Source organism: Streptomyces sp. SID5643, from assembly GCF_009872555.1.
In the GTDB taxonomy this organism is placed as follows: Bacteria; Actinomycetota; Actinomycetes; order Streptomycetales; family Streptomycetaceae; genus Streptomyces; species Streptomyces iakyrus.
In genome coordinates, this window is the sequence record NZ_WWIC01000264.1 from 1 (window position 1) to 21,484 (window position 21,484).

At 73.2% G+C, this 21,484-nt stretch carries 17 protein-coding genes; 4 read left to right on the forward strand and 13 right to left on the reverse strand.

Features of this window, described 5'->3' with window-relative positions; all coding sequences use genetic code 11:
* The 6 genes from GTY56_RS29720 to GTY56_RS29745 all read right to left on the reverse strand — a co-directional run.
* Nucleotides 1–1,043 (reverse strand): serine/threonine-protein kinase (locus tag GTY56_RS29720; protein WP_161368398.1); only part of this gene is annotated, 1,043 nt, incomplete at its 3' end.
* A gap of 341 nt (nucleotides 1,044–1,384) precedes the next feature.
* Nucleotides 1,385–2,344, reverse strand: coding sequence for a threonine/serine dehydratase family protein (locus GTY56_RS29725; RefSeq protein WP_161368399.1), 960 nt, complete (start codon nucleotides 2,342–2,344; stop codon nucleotides 1,385–1,387).
* 404 nt (nucleotides 2,345–2,748) lie between these two features.
* Nucleotides 2,749–3,876, reverse strand: coding sequence for a polyprenyl synthetase family protein (locus GTY56_RS29730; RefSeq protein WP_524540154.1), 1,128 nt, complete (start codon nucleotides 3,874–3,876; stop codon nucleotides 2,749–2,751).
* Entirely contained in the window at nucleotides 3,873–4,928 is a 1,056-nt protein-coding gene (locus tag GTY56_RS29735; RefSeq protein WP_161368435.1) for a tetratricopeptide repeat protein, read from the reverse strand. Before GTY56_RS29735 ends, GTY56_RS29730 begins: the two co-directional genes overlap by 4 nt.
* Nucleotides 4,929–5,101: 173 nt before the next feature.
* A complete protein-coding gene (locus GTY56_RS29740) occupies nucleotides 5,102–5,779 on the reverse strand; it encodes an AIM24 family protein (protein ID WP_161368400.1) in 678 nt (225 codons plus the stop codon).
* A 75-nt stretch (nucleotides 5,780–5,854) separates the two neighbouring features.
* Nucleotides 5,855–7,150: a CAP domain-containing protein gene (locus GTY56_RS29745; RefSeq protein WP_161368401.1), complete on the reverse strand. Its 1,296-nt coding sequence runs from the start codon at nucleotides 7,148–7,150 to the stop codon at nucleotides 5,855–5,857.
* A 300-nt stretch (nucleotides 7,151–7,450) separates the two neighbouring features.
* On the opposite strand from GTY56_RS29745, the gene GTY56_RS29750 reads away from it, so the two are divergent.
* Nucleotides 7,451–8,692: an SGNH/GDSL hydrolase family protein gene (locus GTY56_RS29750; RefSeq protein WP_161368402.1), complete on the forward strand. Its 1,242-nt coding sequence runs from the start codon at nucleotides 7,451–7,453 to the stop codon at nucleotides 8,690–8,692.
* Nucleotides 8,693–8,726: 34 nt separating this feature from the next.
* Here GTY56_RS29750 and GTY56_RS29755 read toward each other — a convergent pair whose 3' ends face one another.
* The 4 genes from GTY56_RS29755 to GTY56_RS29770 form a co-directional block, all read right to left on the reverse strand.
* A complete protein-coding gene (locus GTY56_RS29755) occupies nucleotides 8,727–11,663 on the reverse strand; it encodes an AAA family ATPase (RefSeq protein ID WP_161368403.1) in 2,937 nt (978 codons plus the stop codon).
* A 77-nt stretch (nucleotides 11,664–11,740) separates the two neighbouring features.
* Nucleotides 11,741–12,094, reverse strand: coding sequence for a UBP-type zinc finger domain-containing protein (locus tag GTY56_RS29760; protein WP_161368404.1), 354 nt, complete (start codon nucleotides 12,092–12,094; stop codon nucleotides 11,741–11,743).
* Complete coding sequence (locus tag GTY56_RS29765) at nucleotides 12,091–13,536, reverse strand: ATP-binding protein (protein ID WP_161368405.1); 1,446 nt, start codon at nucleotides 13,534–13,536, stop codon at nucleotides 12,091–12,093. The genes GTY56_RS29760 and GTY56_RS29765 overlap by 4 nt, the downstream gene beginning before the upstream one ends.
* A complete protein-coding gene (locus GTY56_RS29770; protein WP_161368406.1) occupies nucleotides 13,533–15,209 on the reverse strand; it encodes an NAD(P)/FAD-dependent oxidoreductase in 1,677 nt (558 codons plus the stop codon). The genes GTY56_RS29765 and GTY56_RS29770 overlap by 4 nt, the downstream gene beginning before the upstream one ends.
* Nucleotides 15,210–15,379: 170 nt before the next feature.
* Between GTY56_RS29770 and GTY56_RS29775 the strand changes: the two genes are divergently transcribed.
* A complete protein-coding gene (locus GTY56_RS29775; protein WP_161368407.1) occupies nucleotides 15,380–16,261 on the forward strand; it encodes a universal stress protein in 882 nt (293 codons plus the stop codon).
* Nucleotides 16,262–16,274: 13 nt separating this feature from the next.
* Here the strand turns inward: GTY56_RS29775 and GTY56_RS29780 are convergent, their stop codons facing one another.
* The 3 genes from GTY56_RS29780 to GTY56_RS29790 all read right to left on the reverse strand — a co-directional run bounded on the left by GTY56_RS29780 (nucleotide 16,275) and on the right by GTY56_RS29790 (nucleotide 19,043).
* Nucleotides 16,275–17,507 carry a DUF4032 domain-containing protein gene (locus tag GTY56_RS29780; RefSeq protein WP_161368408.1) on the reverse strand — a complete coding sequence of 411 codons (1,233 nt, stop codon included), beginning with the start codon at nucleotides 17,505–17,507 and terminating at the stop codon, nucleotides 16,275–16,277.
* A gap of 41 nt (nucleotides 17,508–17,548) precedes the next feature.
* On the reverse strand, nucleotides 17,549–18,295 hold the full coding sequence (locus GTY56_RS29785; protein WP_161368409.1) for an MBL fold metallo-hydrolase: 747 nt from the start codon (nucleotides 18,293–18,295) through the stop codon (nucleotides 17,549–17,551).
* A 124-nt stretch (nucleotides 18,296–18,419) separates the two neighbouring features.
* Nucleotides 18,420–19,043 carry an alpha-ketoglutarate-dependent dioxygenase AlkB gene (locus GTY56_RS29790; protein ID WP_161368410.1) on the reverse strand — a complete coding sequence of 208 codons (624 nt, stop codon included), beginning with the start codon at nucleotides 19,041–19,043 and terminating at the stop codon, nucleotides 18,420–18,422.
* Between the two features lie 102 nt (nucleotides 19,044–19,145).
* Between GTY56_RS29790 and GTY56_RS29795 the strand changes: the two genes are divergently transcribed.
* Together GTY56_RS29795 and GTY56_RS29800 are read left to right on the forward strand one after the other, a co-directional pair.
* Complete coding sequence (locus GTY56_RS29795) at nucleotides 19,146–19,784, forward strand: TetR/AcrR family transcriptional regulator (RefSeq protein ID WP_161368411.1); 639 nt, start codon at nucleotides 19,146–19,148, stop codon at nucleotides 19,782–19,784.
* Between the two features lie 17 nt (nucleotides 19,785–19,801).
* Nucleotides 19,802–21,475, forward strand: a complete 1,674-nt coding sequence (locus GTY56_RS29800; protein WP_161368412.1) for an FAD-binding dehydrogenase — start codon at nucleotides 19,802–19,804, stop codon at nucleotides 21,473–21,475.
* Nucleotides 21,476–21,484: the final 9 nt, after the last annotated feature.

Below are 21,484 nucleotides of genomic sequence, written 5' to 3' on the forward strand. Positions count from 1 at the left end.
GCGGCGGAGGCCGGCGGCCGGGCCGGTGATTCGGCCGCCTCGCTGCCGCCGTCCGTGCCGGGCAGCCCCTGGGTCGCGGCGAGCACGGCGACGGCGACGGTGACCACGGCCAGGGCCGTCCCCGCCACCATGGTCCGTCTGCTCCACGCCGGGCTCCCCGGCCGCATCGCGGAGTAGGCGCCGCGCAGCCGGGGGACCGGCGCCATGGCCAGGGCCGCCTCGGGGTCCTCGCTGAGCGCGCGGGTCAGCGCCTCCCGCACGACCGGGCGGGTCAGCCGCTCCCGTGAGTCCTTGCGGAGCAGCCCCTGCACGACCTGGGTGAGGGGCCCGGCGCGCACCGGCGTGCGCAGCGGCAGCCGGTCCACGCCCTTCAGGGTGTTCTCCGGACGCCCCCGGTCCCGGAACGGCGGGCGCCCCTCGACCATCGTGTACAGGATCGCGCCCAGCGCCCACAGATCCGCAGCGGGGCCGATGCGCTGGTCCCGAGCCTGTTCCGGGGACGCGTACGCCGGTGCCGTCAGACGCGGTGCGAGGGTCGCGCCGGCCAGGCCGAAGCCCGTGACGACGGCCGAGTGGTCCTCGCGTACGAACACCTGGCCCGGGCTGAGTTCGCCGTGTGTGATGCCCTGGGCGTACGCGGCGTCCAGTACGTCGAGCAGCTCCAGACCGATCCGCGCCGCCCGCACGTAGTTGAACGTGCCCTGCTCCGACAGGAGTTCACCGAGCGGGGTGCCGTCGATCCATTCGTTGACGATCCACAGGGCGCCGGCCTCCTCCACGGCGTCGACGACCGTGGCGATGCGGCCGGGGCACAGCAGCGCCATGTTCTCGGTCGTGCGCAGCAGGCGGGCGGCGGCCCGGCGCTCGGCCCCGTGCGGGTCCTGCGGAAGCCCGATCTGGGTCACGAGGCACGGGCGGGAGACGTCGCCGGTCCCGGTGTCCTCGGCGTACCAGCAGATGCGGTTGGTCTCCCGCTGGATGATCTCGAGCAGCCGGTACCGGCCGGCGACCAACTGGTGTGTGGAGACGTGCGCCCTGCCCATGGCCATCCCTCGCTGGAAACCTGGCTCTCACCTTTTCCAGAGGTACGGGGAGTGAGCCCGTGCGCGTTCAAGTGGATCGCAACTCCGTGTTCATTCTTGTCTTTCGTTCAAGAGATGGGATCAAGTGTGCGAGAAAGAACGGTCTTTCGAGGGCTCGGGTGCGGTTCACCTCGGCCGCCGGGGCCGCCACGGGGCGCGAGGAATGCACCCGTAACCGGCCGCTCATTGGCAAAATACGGCCCGGCCTGGTGGTACCGGCGGTAAATGCGAACGTGTACAACGTCTGAACTCAAAGCCCTCCGAAGAATTCCGTGACGGATTCCCCGGCAGTGGCCGGATCGTCAGCGCAGACCGAAGCGGCGCGACCAGGCGAACAGGTCGCCCGTCGTCACATTGCCCCCGCACACCACCAGGCCGAGCCGGGCACCGTCGCCGACCCGCTCCAGGACCTGCCGGGCGGCGGGAAGCAGGCAGCCCGCCGCCGGCTCGACCCACACCTTGGCGTGGTCGGCCAGGTCGAGGGAGCCCTGCACGGCCTCCCGGTCCGGAACCACGAGAACCTCGGTGACCAAGGCCGAGACGTGGTCGTACGTCAGCTGCGACACGGACGGGGCGCTGAGGGTGGAAACGATCGACGACAGGGCGACCGGCAGCGGGCCGCCCGCCGCCAGCGCCTCGGACATGGCCTGCGCGCCCTCGGTCTCCACGCCCCACACCCGAACCCCGGGCCGCAGGGCCCGCAGCGCGGCGGCGACGCCGGCGATCAGACCGCCGCCCCCGATGCTCACGAGGACGTCGGTGAGCTCACCGGCGTCGGCGGCGAACTCCAGCCCCACCGTGCCCTGCCCGGCGATCACCACCGGGTCGTCGAAGGGGTGGACCAGGGTGAGACCCTCCTGCTGGAGCCGCGTCATGAGCGCGAACGCGCCGTCCATGTCGTCGGTCAGCCGCACCGACGCGCCGGCCGCCTCCGCGATCTCGACGGCACGGGCGGGTGCCGAACGCGGCATCACCACCGTCGCCTTCACATCGAGGGCCGCGGCCATGACCGCCAGGGCGATCCCGTGGTTGCCGCCGCTGACCGCCACCACCCCGGCGGCCCGCTCGGCCGCACCCAGCGACAGCAGCTTCGCCACCGCCCCGCGCGCTTTGAACGAGCCGGTGCGCTGCAGCAGTTCGAGCTTGGCGGTGACCGGCGCGCCGAGCAGCTCCGACAGTCCCGGGCTGTCCACCGTCGGGGTACGTACGACGTGCCCGGCGATCCGCCCGGCCACGGCCTCGATCTCCGAAATGCCGATCATGGCAGCCATCCTTCCGGCGCGGGGTCGCGGAACGCGCCGTGTCGAACCCTGACGCGGGGGAGGGGGCGAGGTCAAAGCGATGCGAGCGGCGGAGCGCCCGGCTGAGCCGACTGCCCGCCCGGCCCGGGGTGCCGGGCCGGTACGGGGTCGTCCTTGCCCGTCATCGCGGGGCGTTCCGCATCGGCTCAGGTGGTGTGCCTGGCGCTTGTCCCGCGCCTGTCGACCGGCTGGGGCGTTCCTGCTCGGCGGAGGGCCGGCCGGTCGGGGTGGGTCTCGCGCAGATCACCGTGGCCGTGTGCGAAGCGTTCCGCATCGGCTCAGGTGGTGTGCCTGGCGCTTGTCCGGCGCCTGTCGACCGGTTGGGACGTCCCTGCTCGGCCGGAGGGCGGGCCGTTCCCGTCGGTTCAGGTGTCGCGCCGTACGAGGTAGGTGAGCAGCGACCGCAGGTCGTCGGCTGCTCCCGTGGCCAACGGTGCCCCGGCCAGCGATGTCTCGACGGCGGTGAGATGCCGCCGGGCCTCCCTCATCGCCGCCGAACGGCCGCCCGCCTCCTCGATCAACGCCGCGGCCTCATCCGGCGCGTCCCCCGTTTCCAGGAGTGCTGCGACGCGGCCGCCCAGCGGGGAGCCGAGCGCCACCAGCACCGGGAACGTCTTCTTCCGCTCGCGCAGATCACCGTGGACCGGCTTGCCGGTGACCCGGGGATCACCCCAGATGCCCAGCACGTCGTCGACGATCTGGAATGCGACCCCGAGATGCCGGCCCGCCCGGTCGAGCGCGCCGGCCGTCGCGGGGCCGGCACCCCCGAGCACGGCACCCAGTGCTGCCGCGCAGCCCAGCAGCGCGCCCGTCTTGCGCTCGGACATCGCCCGGTACTCGTCCGGCCTCACCCGCTCCGGCCCTGTCCACGGGCGATCGGCGAACAGGAGGTCGTCCGCCTGCCCGCGCACCAGGTCACCCAGCGCCACGGACAGTGTCCGAACGGCCTCCCCGCCCCGCGGCCGCGCGGCGAGGGTCTCGACGGCCAGGGCGAACAGGGCATCGCCCGCGAGTACCGCGGGCCCCGTGCCGTAGGCCTTCCACACCGTCGGGCGGCCCCGCCGTTGAGCGTCGCCATCCATGATGTCGTCGTGCAGCAGGGAGAAGGTGTGCACCAGTTCCACCGCAACGGCCGCCGCCACCCCGGACCGCTCCGGAGCGCCCGCCGCCTCGGCGCCCAGCACAGCGAGCGCCTGCCGTACGCCCTTGCCGCCGGAGGCGACGGCCGGCGCGCCGCCGGCCTCGCACCAGCCGAAGGAGTACGCGGCCATCTCACCGACCCAGGGATGCAGTCGCCCGACCGCTTCCTCCAGGGCCGGCCGGACCAGGGCGCGGCACCGCCGCAGGACCCGCGGGACGTCACCGGCGCCGATCCCGAGATCACACGGCTCGCCCGGTCGTGCTGCCCGAGCGGCCGGGACACTCCGGCCGGAGCCGGTTGCCGTCGCCGCCGTCACCGTCGCCGCCCTCACCGTCGTCGGCAGCGCCGTCACCGCGCCGCCTCCGTCGCCCGCCCGGCCGCCGGTATGCCGAGTTCCTCGTGGGCCCGGGCCACCATCCGGCGGGCGTGCTGCAGACCGATGCGCTCCAGCAGACCGGCGAGATCGGCCAGTTCGGCCGCCGTCTCGTCAGGGGCACGGCCCAGGCGGGCCAGGGACTTGGCGAGCCCCAGCCGCGACAACGCCTCCCCGCGCGGCTCGCGCATCTCCCGGAACTCTTCGAGCGCCTGCTCGTACAGCTCACGCGCCTGCGCGTAACGCCCCGCCCGGTACAGGACGTTGCCACGCATCTTGTGGTTGTAGGCCAGCGCACTGGACAGCCGCATCGCACGGCACGTCGTCTCCGCCTCGCTCAGCAGTGCCAGCGCCCGCTCGGTGTCGCCGTCGCGCACCGACACCACATCGGCCAGCCCGCGCAGCGCCCAGGCGTGGCCGCGCCTGTCGTCGGCACGGGCGGCGATCCCGGCGGCCTCCTCGAACAGCGCGTACGCCGAGTCGTACCGCCCGGTGTTGCGGTGCATCTGCGCGATGCCCTCCAGCGCCCACACCGTGTGCCGCGCCTCCCCGCGCCGGCGGGCCTCGGCGAGCAACTGCTCGTGCAGCCGGCCGACGGCCTCGTAGTCACCCTGGATGCGGCCGGTCTCGGCCAGGCCGGCCAGGGAGTAGCCGCGGACGACGACGTCTCCGCCCTGTTCGCCCAGATCGGCCGCCAGCCGGAGCAGTCTGCGGGCCAGCGGGAGCGCGCCGCGCTGGCGGGCCAGTGTGCCGCCGCTCCACAGCGCCCAGGCCATCGCCCCGACGTCCCCGGCCTGCCGGGCCGCGCGGTAGCTCGCCTTCCAGGCCCGGTCCGCGTCCTCGACCCGGCCCAGCCGGCGGTGCGCCTCGGCCACCGCCAGCCCGGAACGCGCCGCCTCCGCGGGCTGCCCGGCTCGCTCGGCCGCCCTCAACTGCTCGGTCCCGGCGGCCAGGACGTCGGTCAGTGAGGAGTTGACGGACAGGGTGGTGAGCGCGCCCTGGTACTCCGGGGCGAATGCCTTGCCGTACATCGATGCCTTTCGGTCCGTTATACGCATCATGTATACACAGTGCGTATACATGATGCGTATAGAGGGGTGGAAAGCTGCCCCGGCCACGAGGGCCAGGGCATCACCTGTTGCCGGTCAAGACGTCGGCGGCACGGACCGGGTTGCCTCTGAGGTGCAGATCACCCGACGGGTCTTCAGTGCTGGCCGGCCTTCTGCGGGGTCGCCTCGCTCGGCCGGACGACCACGTAGCCCTCGCCCTGGAGCAGCAGTTGCACCGCCTCTCCGGAGCCGCCGCGCAGCATGGAGCCGATGGACTGGGAGCGGTGCAGGGAGGTCTGCAGGCCCGCGGTCCAGCCGACGATCGCGTCCGTGTCGACGTACACCGGGTACTGCGGCGAGACGGGGATGACGAGCGGATTGCCCTCGCACACCAGGCCCAGCTTGCCGTACCCCGAGAAGACGCTGTTGAACAGGCCACCGCCGGTGATACCGGCGCCCTTCACGGTCGCGATGCGGTACGACAACGTGGCGTCGAAACACAGGACGTTGCGGCCGTTGACGGTGAACTCGTCACCGGGCTCGACGTCGACGATGAAACAGTTCTGCGCCTCGTGCGCGAACCAGGCCTCGCCCTGCCCGCGCACCGCCATCAGCGGCAGCCCCTCACCCGTGACCGCGCGCTTGAGCATGCCGCCCACGCCCTGGCCCTTGCGCTCGAACTGGAGGTTGCCGCGGTAGGAGATCATCGCGCCCTGCCGGGCGAGCATCTCGCCGTTCACCGTGTAACGGACGCACTTGGGGTTCTCGATCGTCATACCCGGCGCCACAGCCGGCTGCACCATGTGCTCACTGGAAAAGAGGTCACCCTTCATACCGGCATCCTCGCCCGGAGCGTCTCCCTCCGCCAAGATCGCGCGATGGCGGGACCCGCCGGGCGGTCGTCGGCGTCACCCCCCGAAGAGCTGCGTCCAGTAGGTGCCCGCCCGGCCGCCCCCGGCGAAGCCGATCCCGAGGTGGGTGAAGCCCGGGTTGAGGATGTTGGCCCGATGGCCGGGGCTGTTCATCCAGCCCTCCACGACGTCGGCGGGGGAACGCTGGCCGCAGGCGATGTTCTCCCCGATGGTCCGCCGGGTCGAACCGGCCGCGGCCGCCCGGTCCCAGGGCCGGGAACCGTCGGGGGCGGTGTGGGCGTAGAAGGCGCGGGCCACCATGTCCGCGCTGTGCGCCTGGGCCGCCGTGGTGAGCGACGGATCGGCGGCCAGGGGCGGGAGCCCCGCCCGGGTGCGCTCCCGGTTGGTGAGGTCGACGACGGCCGCCGCCGTGCCCACCAGTCCGTCCGGCGTGAACGGCCTGGCCCACACCGCTGTCCAGAAGGTGTCACCGGACGGGCCGTCGTGCACGTGGGCGAGTCCTGCGTGGGTGAACGCCGGGTCGTGCAGGGTGCGCCGGGCCCCGTCCGTGCGCACGCAGTACGCGACGAACTCGGCGGCCGTGCGCGGCCCGGAGACCAGATGCTCGCCGATGGTGAGGTACGTGAACCCGGAGCCGACGACACGCTGGTAGACGGAGACGCCGTCGCGCGTCTCCACACCGAGCCGCCCGGCGGCGGCCATGGCGGCGGCGTGCTCCCGGGCCGCCGACACCAGGCGGGCGTCCAGACGGAGGGACGGGGAGCCGGCCGCGGTCCGCGCGGAGTTGACCAAGGGCAGGAACCCCTCGGGGTCGGAGGCGGAGGCGTCGGGGGCTGCGGCTTCGGGGGGTGTGTCGTCGACGACGTCGACGCCGAAGTCCCTTGCCAGGCCCGCCAGTCCGTCGGCGTACCCCTGGCCCAGGGCACGCAGCTTCCAGCGGCCGCCGCGCCGGTAGAGCTCCGCGAGCAGGAGGACCGTCTCCCGTCCAGGGGGCGGCGGGGTGAAGCGGGCGAGCGGGCCGCCGTTCGCGTCGGCGACATGGAGCGTGGGGGAGGGCAGGCCGCCGAGCGCGGTCGCGGGGTCCGAGGGGGTGACGACGACGGTGACCCGGGTCGCGCCGGTGCGCAGCGCCGGCGGGTCCAGGGTGAGCGTGTCGCCCCGCAGGACGGCCCCCGGAGCCGACGGCTGGTTGTAGAAGACGAAGTCGCCGTCGCCCCGGACCTTTCCGCCGTCGTCCGTCACGAGCGCGGACACGTCGAACGGACCGGGCACCCGGATGCTCACCGGACCTTGGGGGAGGATCAGATTTCCCCCGGGAACCCACTCGTTCATCGCGCCGCCCTGCCCTCCCCGTGCGGACCGGTTGCCCGGTCAACGGCCGTCGGAGCACGGGGGTTCCCGCCCGGGCCTCCCCGTCGCGGTCGCCCCGGCCGACGCCGGACGCGTCGTGAAGGGCGGCGACCCGGCCGGCTCAGCGGCGCGGCACGCCCGCCGGGCCACCCCGCACAGGGCCGGCGGCCGCACGACTACCGTGTCGTACGCCGGGACGACCAGCAGGAACCTCGCACGCCGGGAACCTCGTCCCGCGACACCCCGCCCGCATCCGACCGACCGGCCGAAGGAGCGCCGACGATGCCCCGCACCGCACGCCCCCGCTGTCGTGCAGCCCTGGCCGCCCTCTCCATCTGTGTCGCGCTGGGCTGCGGGACGGGCACGGTACCGCCGGGGAGCCGGCCGAGCCCGCCGCCCGGTGCTCCGGCGGCGGCCGGGCGCGACGTGGTCACCTGGGCCTCTTCCGCGGGCCACGTCGGCGAGGCGGCGGACGACCGTGGCTACCGGCTGATGGTGCACACCAGCGTCGGCGGCAGCGACCTCAGGGTGCGGCTGTCCAACGCCTTCGGCGACAAGCCGGTGACGTTCGGCAACGTCCACGCGGGACTGCAACGCCGCGGCGCCGCGCTCGTCCCCGGCAGCAACAAGCGCCTGACCTTCGGCGGCGCCCGCTCCGTGACGGTCCCCGCCGGGGGCATCGTCTACAGCGACCCGCTGCCCGGCCACGTCCCCGCCGGGCGCACCCTCGCGGTCAGCCTGCACGTGCCCCGGGCGGGCGGCGCGCTCACCGGGCACTGGCTGGCGATGCAGACGTCGTACACCACGCACGGCGACCACACCGCAGAGGAGGACGCGGCCCACTGGAAGCGGCGGACCGGCTCCTGGTTCTACCTCGACGCCGTCACGGTACGGCCCCGCAAGGGGACCGGCGCCGTGGCCGCCCTCGGCGACTCCATCACCGACGGCTGGCAGTCCACGACCGGTCTGAACCGCCGCTGGCCCGACTACCTGGCCCGCCGCCTGGCCGCATCCGGCACCACGATCGAAGGCGTGGCCAACGCGGGCATCGCCGGTAACAAGGTCCTCCTCGACGGCCCCGGGCAGAGCGCGCTGAACCGCATGGAGCGGGACGTGCTCTCCCTGCCGGGCGTACGCACGGTGTTCCTGTTCCAGGGCGTCAACGACATCAAGGCCGAACCCGGTCCCACGGGTGCCGGGCTGATCGCCGGGTACCGCGAGCTGATCGACCGGGCGCACGCGGCCGGGAAGTGCGTCGTCGGCGCCACGATCGCCCCCTACAAGGGCTGGCAGGAGTGGGACCCCGCCGGGGAAACGGTGCGACGGCAGGTCAACGCCTTCATCCGCGACAGCGGCGAGTTCGACGCGGTCGCCGACTTCGACCGCGTCCTGCGCAGCCCCTCCGACCCCGAACGGATGCGGCCCGCCTTCGACGGCGGCGACCACCTGCACCCCAACGACGAGGGGATGAAGGCCATGGCCGACGCCGTCGATCCCGGGAGCCTCGACTGCCGGGGCGGCTGACCCCGCGCGCCCTGCCACGGCACAGGCCGGCCGGTCAGCCGGACGCCGACGGCTCCGGGGCGATCAGGCCCTCGCGGTAGGCGACCGCCACGGCCTCGCCGCGGCTCGACGCGCCCAGCTTGGCAAGGATGTTGGAGACATGGACGCTCGCCGTCTTGCCGCTGATGAACAGTTCCTCGCCGATCTGACGGTTGCTGCGGCCCAGCGCGAGCAGCCGCAGCACGTCCTGTTCGCGTGCGGTGAGCACGGCCGCCCCGTCGTCGCCGCCGGGCCTGTCCGACAGCCGGCCGCGACGGATCAGGGTGTCCACCCGGTCCCGCAGGGGCGCGGCGCCCAGGAGGTCCGCCGTCTCCCGGACCGCCCGGGCCTCCGCCGCGGCCTCCTCCCGCTGCCCGGCCGCCACCAGGGCCTCGGCGTGGCGCAGCCGGCACCGCGCCCGCTCGTAGACGTCGCCGTAGCCGAACGCGGTCACCGCAGCCGCCCAGGCCGCCACGTCCGGCCCGGAGCGGGCCCGGGCCCACTCCGCCTCGGCCCGCGCCAGCCAGGCCTGCCCCTCGGGGCCCTGGGCTGCGCCGTTCTCGCCCCGGCCGGCCGTGGCCCGCGCCAGTTCCACCAGTTCCGACGCGGTGTCCGTCCAGCGGCGTACCCCGGCCTCGTCCCCGGTCAGCCGCAGCCCGGCGGCCGCGTCGGCCACCGCCGCCAGCGCCAGGGCGGCGAGCCGGACCGTCACATCGGGACGGGCGCCCGTCTCGTCGGTGAGCGCCGTGACCGTGGACCGCATCCACCGCACCGCTTCCTCCGGATCCCCCCGCAGCGCCGCGGCTTCGGTGAGCACGATGCCCGCCACGAGGGCGGCCATCCAGTCGAACGGCCCCTCCAGCAGGGCACGCGCCCGGTCGGCCGCCGCGACGTCACCCCGGGCGAGGGCCACGAACAGCGCGGGGCCCATCGTGTACCCGCCGGCGGCCGGCAGCACCTCGGCGTCGGCCGCCGCCGCCCGCACACACTCGTCCCAGCGGCCCAGCACGCTGAGCACCAGCAGCCGCAGGTAGCGCATCTCCAGCGGATACGGCGACGACAGCAGCCCGGCGCGCCGGGCCCGGTCCAGGCCCTCCGTCAGAAAGGGCACGCACTCCGCCAGGGCACCGGACTCGTAGCAGCCCATGGCCAGGTTGAACAGGGCACGCAGCTCGACGGGCGCGTTGCCCGAACTCCGGGCGAGTTCACGGGCCTTGAGCAGCCGCTGCCGGCCCTCCGGACCGCGCCGCCCCTCTCCGTCGAAAACGGCCAGCGAGATCAGCAGGTCCGCCTGGGCGTCGGTCACCCGCAGCCGCTCCGCCACTCCCAGGGCCCGGCGGGCGACCCTCAGCGCGGTCTCGTTCTCCCCGACGTGCCGTGCGGCCAGGACATGGGTGGCCGCCGCCCACACCCACGTGTGCGACGGAGGGTCCTCCGGGATCATCGCCAGGGCCTCGCTGCTGTAGGCGAACGCCGCCGTCAGGCTGTCCACCCGCAACAGGTCACCGGCGAGCGTGTAGCGCACCCGGGCGGCGAGTTCGGAGTCGGTGTCCTGGCCGAGCTCCGCCAGCGCGGACCGGGTGAGGGCGACCGCGCGGTGCAGCTCCCCGGCGTGCGCGGCCGCAGCGGAGGCCCGCAGGGTCAGCGTCACCCGGTCGACACCCGCGCCCGGCGGACGGGCCTCGGCTCCGACGGCCGGCCACAGATCGAGGGCCGTTTCCAGATGCCGCTGTTCCTCGGCCGGCGCGCCGACCTGCTGGGCGTGGTCGGCGGCCTCCAGCGAAGCGGCCAGTGCCTCGGCCAGGTCGTGGCTCTCCCGGTAGTGGTGGGCGCGCTCGGCGGCACTCTCGGCCCGGTTCCCGCGCCCGGTGAGCAGCCGCGCGAACGCGCCGTGCAACCTCGCCCGCTCCCCGGGCAGCAGATCGGCGTAGACGGCTTCGCGGGCGAGTGCGTGCCGGAAGGAGTACGTGTCGTCGTCCCCGGCGACGAGCAGTTGCCGCCCCACCGCCGCCCGCAGCGCCGACTCCAGCTCCGTCTCCGGCAGCCCGGCCGCCTCCCGCAGCAGATCGTGATCCACCCGGCGCCCGGCGACGGCGGCGGTCCGCAGGACCTGCTGCGCCGTCTCGGACAACTGCTCGAAACGGATCAGCAGCACATCGGCGAGCCCGCTGGGCACCCCACCGGACTCCGTGTCGGTGGCGGCCAGCAGCTCCTCCGCGTAGAACGCGTTCCCCTCGGCCCGCTCCACGATCCGCCGCACCGTCGCCTCCGGCAGCGGCCTCGGCTCCAGGGCGCGCACCAGCCGGTCCACATCGGGGTCGGCCAGTGGCCGCAACTCCAGCCGCTCGACGACGGGCAGCCGTATCAGCTCCGCCAGCAGGGGCCGCAGCGGATGCCTGCGATGCAGGTCGTCGGTCCGGTACGAGGCGAACACCGCGAGCCGGTGCCGGAGCACGCCCCGGCCGAGCAGGAACCGCAGCAGGTCCCGCGAGGACTGGTCGGCCCAGTGCAGGTCCTCCAGCACGAGCAGCAGCGGCGCGACCTCCGCCACATCGGCCAGCAGGCCCGCCATCCCCTCGAACAGCCGCAACCGCCCGTCCACGTCCCGCACGGCAGCGGATCCGGCGCCCAGCAGCCGCTCGACCACGGGATACGCGGCCAGGGCACCCGAGAACCGCTCGTCGGCGGCCAGCGCCCCCAGGATCTCGGTGAACGGCAGATACGGCAGCCCGACGTCACCGAGATCCACACAGTGCCCGGTGACCACGGTCATGCCCGTCGCGGCAGCCTGCCCCCCGACCTCGTCGAGCACCCGGGTCTTGCCGACTCCGGCGTCCCCGGCGATCAGCACGGCCCTCGCCTCACCACCTCGCGCACGCTCCAGTACACCGGAGAGCCGCGTGAGTTCGGCATCCCGTCCGACGACGGGCGTGACCGATGACGCCTGCTGCACAGAACCAACTTTCGTTTCAGGGGCGCGGGGACGTCGACAAGGTGCGGCCCCGCCGCGTGCATGCTGTCCGACGACGACTAGGAGCGCAGAATCTTCGCCCAGCCGCCGGGCACCCGCCCCGCCGGCCCCGGTGCGGGCTGGTCGGCCGGATGACTCACCGGCTCGGCCAGCTCGGGCCCGCCGTCGTACAACTCGTTCGTCTCGTAGTTCCAGTACCAGTCCTCGCCCGGCTCGAAGCTCTGCACGAACGGATGCCCGGTCTCCCGGAAATGCCCCGTCGCGTGCTTCGCCGGCGAGCTGTCACAGCACCCCACGTGGCCGCACTGCGCGCACCGCCGCAGATGGAACCACCACCCGCCCGCCGCGTCGCACTCCGCGCAGCCGCTGCCGCTCGGCGCGGCGCCCGGGTCGATTCCGTTCTCCGCACTCATGCCGACTCCTCCTCGACCGCTGTCAGCGGAAGCAGTACCTGGAAACGCGTGTCGCCCGGCTCCGACTCCACCTGGATGCTCCCATGGTGCTTGTTGACCACGATCCGCCAGGAGATGTCGAGCCCGAGCCCGGTCCCCTCACCCACCGGCTTGGTGGTGAAGAAGGGGTCGAAGATCCGCCCCCGGTCCTCCGCCGGGATCCCGACGCCGGTGTCACGGAACTCCACCAGCAGCCGGTCGTGGTCCGACGCCGTCCGCACCGTCAACGTCCCCTCCCCGCCCGCACTGTTCACCGCCGCGACCGCGTTGTCGATGAGGTTCGTCCACACCTGGTTGAGTTCGGCCGGATACGCGGGGATCTCCGGCAGCGAACGGTCGTAGTCCTTGACGACCTTGATCCGCTTGCCGATCTTGCCCGACAGCATCAGCAGGGTGGAGTCGAGGAGTTCGTGCACGTCGGCGTGGCGGAAGGGCGCCCGGTCGAGCTGCGAGTACTGCTTCGCCGCGTCCACGAGGTGCGAGATGCGGGCGGTCGAGTCGTTGATCTCGTCCATCAGCAGCTCGGTCTCCACGGTGTAGTTGAGCCACCCGATCGCGCTGGGCAGGATGTCCTCGTCCACCGCCGCCCTGACCTGGTCCAGCCAGTCCACGTCGAGACCGGCCTGCACGAAGGTGGGCGCGATCCGCCAGCCCTCCGGGATCCCCTGGTCGTCCAGCCAGTCGGTCACGGCGTCCTCCCGGTCGGAGGCCTCCAGGGGACTCAGCGCCGGCGCCTTCGCCACCCGTTCTGCCGTGCGCTCCTGGATGTCGATCAGGTTGGCCATGACCTCCGGCGAGTACGACCCCTGCGCGATGACCGCCAGCTTGTGGCGCATCTTGCCGACCCGTTCCCGCAGGGTCGCCGTCGCCCGCACGGCCGCCGCGGCCGGGTTGTTCAGCTCGTGCGTGAGGCCGGCGGACAACGAGCCCAGCGCCAGCAGCCGTTCACGCTGGCCGATGGCCCGCTGCGTGCTCTTCGAACCGAAGAACAGCCCCTCCAGCAGGTGCACCGCCATCGGGAACCACTCCTGCATGATCCCCGCGAACGTATCGGCGGGCAGCACGAAGAACCGCGTCGGCTCCGTGACGCGCATGGAGTTGTTGTAGACCTGCCGCACCCGGTCGCCCAGGTACGCCTGCATCGACCCCGCGTACACCCCGCGCTGGGAGGTGCGGGTCACCTCGACGTCGTCCCCGCCGACCCGGCGGTAGAGCACCACCGTGCCTTCGAGCATCACGTAGAAGCAGGTGGCGGGTTCGCCCTCGGTGTACACGGGTCCGGGCTCGAACCGCTCCACGCGCCCCTCCGCGCACAGCCGGCCGAGCTGCTCGGGCGTGAGCTTCTCGAACAGGAACAGCGCCCCGATCTCCTGCGGGGTGCACGGCCCCGGCCCCGTGCTCACGACTGCTCCAGGTACCGGTGGACGAGCATCACGGCCATGGCTCCCTCTCCGACGGCGGACGCGACCCGCTTCGCGGACTCGGAGCGGGCGTCGCCCGCCACGAACACGCCGGGCACATTGGTCTCCAGGTGGTACGGCGGCCGGTCCAGCTCCCAGCCCTCGGGCGGACGGCCGTCGGCGGTCAGATCGGGCCCGGCGAGGATGAACCCGCGCTCGTCCCGCAGCACCGTGCCGTCCAGCCAGCCGGTCAGCGGGGCCGCGCCGATGAACACGAACACCCACTGGGCGTCGACCTGTTCGGTCTGCCCGCTGTCCACGTCCCGCAGGGTCAGCCGCTCCAGCCGGCCGTCGCCGTGCGCCTCCTCGACGACCGTGCGGGCGCGCACCCGGATGTTGGGCGACTCCTCGATCTGCTGGATCAGGTAGTGCGACATCGACGCCGCCAGCGACTCGCCGCGCACCAGCAGCGTCACCGACTTGGCGCCCCGGGACAGGTACATCGCCGCCTGCCCGGCCGAGTTGGCGCCGCCCACGATGTACACGTCCTGTCCCTGGCAGGCGGGGGCCTCCGTCAGGGCGGACCCGTAGTAGACCCCGCAGCCGGTCAGGTCCTCGCAGCCGGGCGCCGCCAGCTGCCGGTAGGACACGCCGGTCGCCAGGATCACGCTGTGCGCGGCGACCGCCGAGCCGTCGGAGAACCGCACGATGCGGGCGGCGCCGTTGACCTCCAGGGCCGTCACCTCGCGCGCGGTGAGGATCTCGGCGCCGAACTTCGCCGCCTGCCGCCGCGCCCGGTCGGTGAGCTGTGCTCCCGACACGCCGTCGGGGAAGCCCAGGTAGTTCTCGATGCGGGAGCTCTGCCCGGCCTGCCCGCCGGTCGCCGACCGTTCCACCAGGACGGTCCGCAGCCCCTCGGAGGCGCCGTACACCGCCGCGCCGAGTCCGGCCGGGCCGCCGCCGATGACGACCAGGTCGTAGAAGTCGGCCGTCGGCATGGTCGCGAGCCCGACCCGGGCGGCGAGGTCGACGGCCTCCGGCTCGACCAGCGGTGTCCCGTCCGGTGTGATCACCACCGGCAGCCGCATCCCGTCCTCGCCGGCCGCCGAAAGCAGCCGCCGCCCCTCCGGCTCGTCGGCGGAGTACCAGCGGTACGGCACCTGGTTGCGGGCCAGGAACTCCCGTACGTCCGACGAGCGCGACGACCAGCGGTGCCCCACGACCTTGGTGCTCGGTACGGGCCGGAAGTCGCTGGACCGCCACGCCTGGAGCAGATCGTCGAGGACCGGGTACAGCTTCTCCTCGGGCGGGTCCCACGGCTTCAGCAGGTAGTGGTCGAGGTCGACGACGTTGATCGCGTCGATGGCGGCGTTCGTGTCCGCGTACGCGGTCAGCAGCACGCGCCGCGCGCCGGGGTAGACGTCCAGGGCCTGTTCGAGGAACTCGATGCCGTTCATCTGCGGCATCCGGTAGTCGGCCAGGATCACCGCCACGAGGTCGCCGCGCAGCTTCAGCTCCCGCAGCGCGTCCAGCGCGGACTCGCCGGACTCCGCCCGCACGATCCGGTACGACGCGCCGTACCGCCGCCTCAGGTCACGGGCCACGGCCCGGGAGACACCCGGGTCGTCGTCCACGGTCATGATGACGGTCCGCGCCGAATCGGCGGCCTGTGCCATACGTCCCCCACACCGGGCGGTCGACTCACGGCGCGGCGCCCCGGAGCACCGCGCCGACCTGAGCCCATCGTATGTTCGATCGTTGCGCAGCGCTCCGATACGGAGATCGGCAGCGGGGGGCGTAGTGAAGACTGGGGGCAGGTAGTGATCGTTACTAGGGAGGCAGCGGGATGACACGCCCGATCACCGCAGGGGTCGACGGATCGCAGGAGAGCCTCGCGGCCCTCGCCTGGGCGGCGCGGGAGGCGGTACGGCGCGACCGGCCGCTGCGCGTGGTGCACGCCTGGCGGTTCCAGCCGCAGGAGGCGCTGGAAGCGGGGATCGAGGGGGACGCGGACAGCCAGGGCGAGTGGGTGCACAGCGCGGTGAGCGAGGCCGTCGGGACCGTCACCGAACGGCATCCGGACCTCACGGTGACCACCGATGTCATCGAGGGCCCGGTGGCCGACACCCTGGTGGCCGCCGCGGCCGACGCCGAGACGCTGGTGCTCGGCTCGCGCGGGCACGGCCGCATCGTCGGATTCCTGCTCGGCTCGGTCGGCCAGCAGGTGATCGCCGCGGCCACCCGGCCCGTGGTGCTCGTCCGGGCAGGCGACCAGCCCTCGTCCGAGGCCGCCGGGCGCGAGGTCGTCGTCGGCCAGCAGGGCGACCCGCAGGACAGCGCCGAGGCGTTGCGCTTCGCCTTCGAGACGGCCGCCGCGCGCGGGGCGACCGTCCGGGTCGTCCGGGCCTGGAACCTGCCGCCCGTCTTCGCCTACAGCCCGGGCTCGCTGAAGCTCCTCGACGAGGCCGGCGGGCTGGAGCCGTACGAGAAGAAGAGTCTGGCCGCCGCCGTCCGGCCCTGGCGGGAACGCTTCCCCGACGTGCCGGTCGAGGAGCACGTGGAGATGGGCAGCGCGAGCCAGGTGCTGCTGTCGGTGGCCGGGACGGCCCAGCTGATGGTCGTCGGCCGCCGGGCGCACCGCACCGCCGTCGGGGCACGTATCGGCTCGGTGGCCCACGGGATGCTGCACCACGCGGACTGCCCGGTGGCGGTGGTGCCCCACGGGTGAGGGCACCGGCCCCTCATTCCGCCGTCGGTTGCAGCGTCTTGCGGGCCTTGGGCAGGATGGTGCGGATGTAGTCCTCGACCACCGCGTCGAGCCCGATGTCGTGCTGGGCCCGCTCGGACAGGTACCAGCGGTGTTCCAGGAGCTGGTGGTAGATCTCCGCCGGGTCCATCGCGCCGCGCAGTTCGACGGGCACGGCCCGCACGGTCGGCCGGAACACCTCCCGCACCCAGCGGTGGGCCAGCACTTCGGGGCGGGCTCCGAGGGGGTCGCCGGGGGCGTAGTCGTCCTGGGTCGCCATCCAGCTCTCCAGGTCGTTCAGCAGCCGCCGGGCCTGGTTCTCCTCCGTGTCGAGACCGGTCAGGCGCAGCAACTGCCGCTGGTGGTGGCCGGCGTCGACGACCTTGGGCACGAAGCTGACCGTGTCGCCGTTCGAGGCGTGCTCGATCTGCATCTCGGCGACGTCGAACCCGAGGTCGTTCAGGCGGCGGATCCGGCGCTCTATGTAGTGGTACTTGCCGGCCGGGTAGACGGAGGCCCGGGTCAGTTCGTCCCACAGGCCGCGGTAGCGGGCGCAGATCTCCATGCCGAACTCGATCGGGTCCACGGACGGGTGCAGCGCCCCCGACGCCTCCAGGTCCAGCAGCTCCCCGCTGATGTTCACGCGGGCGAGGTCGAGGTCGTACTCACGCTGCCCCTGGCTGAGCTGCGGATGCAGGTCACCGGTCTCGGCGTCGACCAGGTAGGCGGCGTAGGCGCCCGCGTCGCGCCGGAAGAGGGTGTTCGACAGGGAGCAGTCGCCCCAGGCGAACCCGGCCAGGTGCAGTCGCACCAGGAGCACGGCGAGCGCGTCCATCAGCCGGTGCATGGTGGCCGGCCGCATGGTCGTCTCGAACATCGAGCGGTACGGCATCGAACCGCCCAGGTGCCGGGTGATCAGGACGCTCTCCAGCGGGGCCCCGCTCGCGTCGGTGCGGCCCGTGACCACGGCCAGCGGGTCCACCGACGGGATGCCGAGCCGGTCCAGGTCGCGCAGCATGTCGTACTCGCGCAGCGCCGGGCGCTCGGCCAGCTCCTTGACGGCGATCACTTCGTCGCCCGCCCGGGAGTAGCGCACCACGTGCCGGGAGATGCCGCGCGGCAGTGGCACCAGGTACTCCTCCGGCCACTCCTCCAGGGGAACGTCCCACGGCAGTTCCAGCAGGAGCGCGGGGTGCTCCGGGTTGGTCGCGCTGATCTGCAGTGCCATGGGCCGGGTGTCCTTGTCTCGCCGCCGATCGTCACATCAGATTAGAGGGCGCGTTCCCGGGCCCGGAGAGCGGCGTCCCGCACCGGCCCGCGGTGGGCCGGTCCGTGCCCGGGGAGCAGCAGCTCGCCCTCCAGCTCCGCCAGGACGTCCAGGGAGGCTAGGGCGCGCGGCCGCTCGTGGTGGAACATGTCCGGCAGCAGCTGTGGCCCCTCGGCCCGCGCGGTGGGGTGCCCGCTGACCAGGGCGTCCCCGGAGATCAGCACACCGGTGCCGGGCAGGTGGAAGGCGCAGTGTCCGTCGGTGTGGCCGGGTGTGTGCACCGGCACCGGCCGCCCGGGCAGGTCCAGGGCGCCCGCCGCCGGGAAGGCCTGCGGAGCCGTGACGGGGACGTGGTCCGTGCCGCCCGAGCGCAGGGCGTGCACCGCCCACGGCAGCACCCCCGGGCGCCAGCCGTTCTTCAGCACCGTGCCGATGGACACCTGGTGGAGGAACTCCCGGCGTGCGTGCGGGACTTCGGCCTCGTGCAGGTGGACCGCCGTGCCGTGGACGGCCCGCAGGTACTCGGCGGATCCGAGGTGGTCGTTGTGCGCGTGCGTGACCAGGACGGCCGTGACCGCCTCCGGGGCGCTGCCGACCTCCGCGAGCGAGGCGAGGAGTTGCTCCCGGTCGCCCGGGTAGCCCGTGTCGACCAGCGTGACGGCGTCCCCTTCGGTGAGGATCACCCAGTTGGTGTTCGAGCCGTGCACCAGGTAGGTGCCGTCCGCGACGTGCCGTACGCCTGCCCGCATGATCGCCCCGCGTTGAGTGGTCCGCTCCGCTCCCGACGGAAGAAGGAAAGCAGACCCCGCGGCGGACGGAATCGCCGGGTCCGGCCGAACGGGCCGCCGCGGCGGGGAGGTTCGGGGCGGCGCGTCAGTGCACGCCGTGCGGGCGGAACTGGATGCTGATGCGCGGGCCCGCCACGCGCGTGCTCTTGGGGACCGCGTGCTCCCAGGTGCGCTGGCAGGAGCCGCCCATCACGACGAGGTCGCCATGGCCCAGCGGACGGCGGACGGTGTCCCGGCCGCCCCCGACGGGGCGCAGCAGCAGGTCCCGGGGCGCTCCGACCGACAGGATCGCGACCATCGTGTCCTCGTGCGCACCGCGCCCGATCCGGTCACCGTGCCAGGCCACACTGTCGCGGCCGTCGCGGTAGTAGCACAGCCCGGCCGTGGTGAACGGTTCCCCCAGCTCCTCGCCGTAGTGGGTGCCGAGTGCCTCCCGCGCCTCGGTCAGCACCGGGTGGGGCAGCCGGTCGTCCACGCCGTAGAAGGCGAGCAGGCGGGGGACGTCGACCACGTTGTCGTACATCTTGCGGCGCTCCGCCCGCCAGGGAACCTCGGCCGCCAGGTGCTCGAACAGTACGTCCGAGCCGTCGAGCCACCCGGGCAGCACGTCGAGCCAGGCGCCGAAGCCGAGGTGGGTGCGGCTGATCCCGTCCAGAGGGCCGAGGCGCAGCTCGTCGGCCTGGTCGAAGAGGGAACCCTGGAGGTGCATGCAGCCAGCGTACCTCCGAATCGAATAAGTGTTCCATGAGGGATCGGCCTTTCGATACATTGATGTATCCAATACAGTCACGTATCGAAAGGAGGGCCGAACATGGCTGCGGAGGGAAGCGGCGGGCGTATGACGAGGCGCCGGGTCCACACCCGCGCCAACCTCCTCGACGCGGCGTTCTCCGTGTTCGCGGCCAAAGGTTTCGGGCACGTCTCGATCGAGGAGGTCTGCGAGGCCGCCGGCTACAGCAGGGGCGCCTTCTACTCCAACTTCTCCAGCCTCGACGAGCTGTTCTTCGCCCTCTACCGCCAGCGCGCCGACCTGATCGCCGAGCAGGTGTCCGGTGCCCTCGCCCTCGACGGGCCCGACTTCGACGTGCCGGCCGCCGTGGACCGGGTCACGGACGTGCTGCTCCTCGACCGCGACTGGCTCCTGGTGAAGACGGACTTCCTCGTGCACGCCGCCCGTGACCCCGAGGTCGCACGGGGCCTGCTCGAACACCGTGCGCGGCTGCGGCAGGCCATCGCCGACCGGCTCGGCCGGGCCCGCGGGCACACCGCACTGCCCGCCGTCCTGGGCGACACCGACGGCGCCGCCCGTGCCGTGGTCGCCGCGTACGACGGCGTCACCACGCAACTCCTGCTGGACCGGGACGTGGAACAGGCCCGCGCCTGGTTGAAGCAACTGCTCACGGCCCTGCTGACCGATGGCAGCGGCACCCTCGCCCATACAAAGAACTGAAGAAGGGAACGGTCGCCATGGATGCCGATGTCATCGTCGTCGGAGCGGGTCTCGCCGGTCTGGTCGCGGCGCACGAGCTGACCAGCAGGGGCCGGCGGGTCGCCCTCGTCGACCAGGAGAACGCGGGCAACCTCGGCGGCCAGGCCTTCTGGTCCTTCGGCGGGCTGTTCCTCGTCGGCTCGCCCGAACAGCGGCGCCTGGGCATCAAGGACTCCTTCGAGCTCGCCTGGAGCGACTGGCGGGGCAGCGCGGGCTTCGACCGGCTGGAGGACGAGGACTCCTGGGCCGTGCGCTGGGCCCGCGCCTACGTCGAGTTCGCCGCGGGGGAGAAGCGGTCCTGGCTCGACGGGCACGGCATCACGTTCCTGCCCACCGTCGGCTGGGCCGAGCGCGGCGACCTCACGGCACACGGGCACGGCAACTCGGTGCCCCGCTTCCACGTCGCCTGGGGCACGGGCACGGGCGTCGTCGAACCGTTCGTGCGGTACGCCAAGCAGGCCGCCCGCGACGGCCTGCTCACCTTCCACCACCGTCACCGCGTCGACGCGCTCGTCGTCGAGGGCGGCACCGCCCGGGGCGTGCGCGGCACGGTCCTGGCCGAGGACCCCTCGCCCCGGGGTGTCGCCTCCAGCCGCGACGCGGTCGGCGAGTTCGAACTCACCGCCCAGGCCGTCATCGTCACCAGCGGCGGCATCGGAGCGAACCACGACATCGTCCGCCGCTACTGGCCCGAACGCCTCGGCACCCCGCCGCGCGAGATGGTCACCGGCGTCCCCGCCTACGTGGACGGGCGGATGCTCGACATCAGCGCCGAGGCGGGCGTCCGGCTGGTCAACCGCGACCGCATGTGGCACTACACGGAGGGCCTGCAGAACTGGGACCCGATCTGGCCCGGCCACGGCATCCGCATCCTGCCCGGACCGTCCTCGATGTGGTTCGACGCTCTCGGCCGCCGCCTGCCCGGGCCCTTCCTGCCGGGCTACGACACCCTCGGCACGCTGAAGCACCTGCGCACCACCGAGGACATCGCCGGCTACGACCACTCCTGGTTCATCCTCTCGCAGAAGATCATCGAAAAGGAGTTCGCCCTGTCGGGCTCCGAGCAGAACCCCGACATCACCGCCAAGGACCGCGCCGGGTTCCTCAAGGAACGCATCCTCGGCAAGGGCGCACCCGGACCGGTCGACGCGTTCCTGCGCAAGGGCGCCGACTTCGTGACCGCGTCCACCGTCGAACAGCTCGTCGCGAAGATGAACGGACTCACCGACAAGCCGCTCCTCGACGCGGCCGGCATCAAGCGCCAGATCGAGGCCCGCGACCTGCAGATCGCCAACCCCTACGCCAAGGACGCCCAGGTGCAGGGCATCCGCAACGCCCGCCGCTACATCGGTGACCGCCTCGGCCGCGTCGCCACCCCGCACCGCCTCCTCGACCCGGCGGCCGGGCCGCTGATCGGCGTCAAACTGCACATCCTCACCCGCAAGACCCTCGGCGGTATCCAGACCGACCTCGACTCCCGCGCCCTCGGAACCGACGGCAAGCCGGTCGAGGGCCTGTACGCGGCCGGTGAGGTCGCCGGATTCGGCGGCGGCGGTGTCCACGGCTACAACGCCCTGGAGGGCACCTTCCTCGGCGGCTGCCTCTTCTCGGGGCGGGCGGCGGGCCGCGCGGCGGCCAAGCAGACCGCCTGACCTCGCCGG

Bases quoted from the DNA above. Each gene is read 5' to 3' on its own strand.
- GTY56_RS29725 (WP_161368399.1), bottom strand. From the start codon at position 2,344: ATGATCGGCATTTCGGAGATCGAGGCCGTGGCCGGGCGGATCGCCGGG.
- GTY56_RS29735 (WP_161368435.1), bottom strand. From the start codon at position 4,928: ATGTACGGCAAGGCATTCGCCCCGGAGTACCAGGGCGCGCTCACCACC.
- GTY56_RS29740 (WP_161368400.1), bottom strand. From the start codon at position 5,779: ATGAAGGGTGACCTCTTTTCCAGTGAGCACATGGTGCAGCCGGCTGTG.
- GTY56_RS29745 (WP_161368401.1), bottom strand. From the start codon at position 7,150: ATGAACGAGTGGGTTCCCGGGGGAAATCTGATCCTCCCCCAAGGTCCG.
- GTY56_RS29750 (WP_161368402.1), top strand. From the start codon at position 7,451: ATGCCCCGCACCGCACGCCCCCGCTGTCGTGCAGCCCTGGCCGCCCTC.
- GTY56_RS29760 (WP_161368404.1), bottom strand. From the start codon at position 12,094: ATGAGTGCGGAGAACGGAATCGACCCGGGCGCCGCGCCGAGCGGCAGC.
- GTY56_RS29770 (WP_161368406.1), bottom strand. From the start codon at position 15,209: ATGGCACAGGCCGCCGATTCGGCGCGGACCGTCATCATGACCGTGGAC.
- GTY56_RS29775 (WP_161368407.1), top strand. From the start codon at position 15,380: ATGACACGCCCGATCACCGCAGGGGTCGACGGATCGCAGGAGAGCCTC.
- GTY56_RS29780 (WP_161368408.1), bottom strand. From the start codon at position 17,507: ATGGCACTGCAGATCAGCGCGACCAACCCGGAGCACCCCGCGCTCCTG.
- GTY56_RS29785 (WP_161368409.1), bottom strand. From the start codon at position 18,295: ATGCGGGCAGGCGTACGGCACGTCGCGGACGGCACCTACCTGGTGCAC.
- GTY56_RS29790 (WP_161368410.1), bottom strand. From the start codon at position 19,043: ATGCACCTCCAGGGTTCCCTCTTCGACCAGGCCGACGAGCTGCGCCTC.
- GTY56_RS29795 (WP_161368411.1), top strand. From the start codon at position 19,146: ATGGCTGCGGAGGGAAGCGGCGGGCGTATGACGAGGCGCCGGGTCCAC.
- GTY56_RS29800 (WP_161368412.1), top strand. From the start codon at position 19,802: ATGGATGCCGATGTCATCGTCGTCGGAGCGGGTCTCGCCGGTCTGGTC.